Below are 2,276 nucleotides of genomic sequence, written 5' to 3' on the forward strand. Positions count from 1 at the left end.
AGTTTAAGGTGGATCATTGCCATTAGTTGTCTTTTGCCAATTGTATGGTGGAAAGAAAGAAAGATATTTCCGCCCCGAAGTGCAATCATTCCTTTATTTTTGATGGGAATTACTGGTGTGGTTCTATTTAATCTATTACAATTTGCAGCATTAGAGAAAACTACCGCCACTAATGTTGGATTAATATCAACATTAAACATGATTTCAATTGCTATTTTTTCATTTTTCTTTTTAAAAGAAAGAATTAATATTCTCCAAATGTTTTCGATGTTCCTTTCGCTTATTGGCGTAATACTGGTACTTTCAAAAGGAAATATTGATCTATTCCTTTCATTACGATTTAATTCAGGTGATTTATATATGATTTCTGCTGTATGCGTTTGGGGAATATATTCCGTTTGTAGCAAATGGGCAATGATAACAACAACACCTCTGATGTCTACATTATATTCTGGTATATTTGGACTTATAGTTCTTCTTCCGTTTAATTTTTCTAATTTTGCAGTGTCTAATATAAATACTTCTTTCATACAATCTATTTTATATACAGGCATTATCTCAACAGTAGCATGTATGGTACTTTGGAACATTGGTGTACAAAAATTAGGTACAACAACATCAGGTATTTTCTTGAATTTCAATCCTATTTTCACTGCGATTTTAGCCTTTCTATTATTAGGTGAAAAAATGACGTGGGTACAAGGAATTGGTAGTGGCATTGTGATTATAGGCTGTTATTTGTTCTCACATTTTAAAGCGAAAATGATTTTTAAAAAGAATCCTAGACAATCGCAGATTCAAGCATGATTTTTTTCAAAGAATATAAACGTAATATCTCTCGTGATTAATTTTCTATATATACATTAAAGCCTGTTCCAAGGTGGATACAGGCTCGTTTGTTCAAAAACATCTTACATACTTGCGTATAAAAACAAGCCTTTCTTAATTGACTTCTTTTTGGAACTTTTCGTAACCATTTAGAAAACTGCTTTTTTCTTGTCCCTTCTACTATTCCATTTGCCTTTGCAGTCCCTACACCTTTTCTTGGTGTGGCAAATATGAAATCCCCACTGTGAATAGAAAATTACTCATAGCGGATTTCGTTCGTTCCGGCGAATCGTGAATCGTATTTTTCCCACTATCAAGCTTATTGGAAATCTTGCTTTCTGAAAATTCAACGTCAAGCCGATTCCTTAAAAGCCAGCAGTAGCAACTCCAGCCCGCTGACATTCGAACTTTCACCAGGCTAATAACACAACTGATGAACTTAATGGAAAGAACATCATGTAAAATAAACACCCTTTCTCAAAATTGGCTTCTGTTTTTAGACAAAAGGCATTCGGAACGAATTAATTCCGAATGCCTTTTATGAATTTAATCGCATACATGCTTTTTTGCATTCTGCGAAAATATGGTCGCCAGATTAATGGATAATTTTTAGGAAACTAAATTTCGTCAATAATCGGAATCTCTCTTTTTAATATTGAGTCACATATAAAAGTTTATGAAATATTTTTTTCATAACCAGTGTTTTGGATACTGTCTTGTTTGAAATAAATTATTATAAATCATCGATACAAAAACTAATAATAAGGTACCTATTACAATCGGAATCAGGAATCCCCAACCAACTTGAGAATTGATTGAAACAAGGGCACTTGCTGCTGCGGGAGGGTGAACGGTTTTTGTAAAAGTCATAATAATTAATACAATAGCCAGTACCAGGCCAATAATGAATAGGCTCTTACCAAAAATGCTCCAAATGATAAGGGCTGATGTTGTAGAGATTATATGTCCACCAACAACATTACGGGGTTGTGACAAGAGACTTTTATGCGCACCAAAAACAATAACGCAGCTCGCCCCAAGAGGAGCTAATGCCATAGGATATCCTAAATAGACAGCTATAAAACTAATAATGATAATGGCAATGAGTCCACCTATGGCTGAAACAAAGGAATCCATATAATCAATTCTGTCTTTTTCTCTAGCTTCGCCCTTCATTTTCTTTAAATATGCTGTTAAACCTGCATTTTGTTGATTGCTCCAACTTTTTTCAAGACTTTTTTCGAATTCCATCATTTATGTTTTCCTCACGTTTTCTAAGTAAGCCGACAAGTCGACAAGGTTTTTACATATTGATATCTTACAGGAAAACAATGAATTTTTAAATATATATTTGTTTGTTTTCCATAAAACAGTTAACAATCCCCCTTATGTCTGTGAATCTTTCATTATAGATTTCACCTCAATTTGTTCATAGAAATATTAATTGA

The 2,276-nt window shown here is 33.3% G+C and carries 2 protein-coding genes and 1 pseudogene; 1 reads left to right on the forward strand and 2 read right to left on the reverse strand.

Annotated features, from left to right (window positions below; all coding sequences use genetic code 11):
• Window positions 1–807 (forward strand): DMT family transporter (locus ACFVSH_RS25640; protein ID WP_387708578.1); only part of this gene is annotated, 807 nt, incomplete at its 5' end.
• Between the two features lie 135 nt (window positions 808–942).
• Here the strand turns inward: ACFVSH_RS25640 and ACFVSH_RS25645 are convergent.
• Window positions 943–1,239 (reverse strand): annotated as a pseudogene (locus ACFVSH_RS25645) (DNA alkylation repair protein); the annotation flags it as partial.
• A 279-nt stretch (window positions 1,240–1,518) separates the two neighbouring features.
• Entirely contained in the window at window positions 1,519–2,082 is a 564-nt protein-coding gene (locus ACFVSH_RS25650) for an HPP family protein (RefSeq protein WP_387599152.1), read from the reverse strand.
• Window positions 2,083–2,276: the final 194 nt, after the last annotated feature.

Origin of the sequence: Peribacillus sp. NPDC058002 (assembly GCF_042886655.1) — a bacterium.
Taxonomy (GTDB): Bacteria; Bacillota; Bacilli; order Bacillales; family DSM-1321; genus Peribacillus; species Peribacillus aracenensis.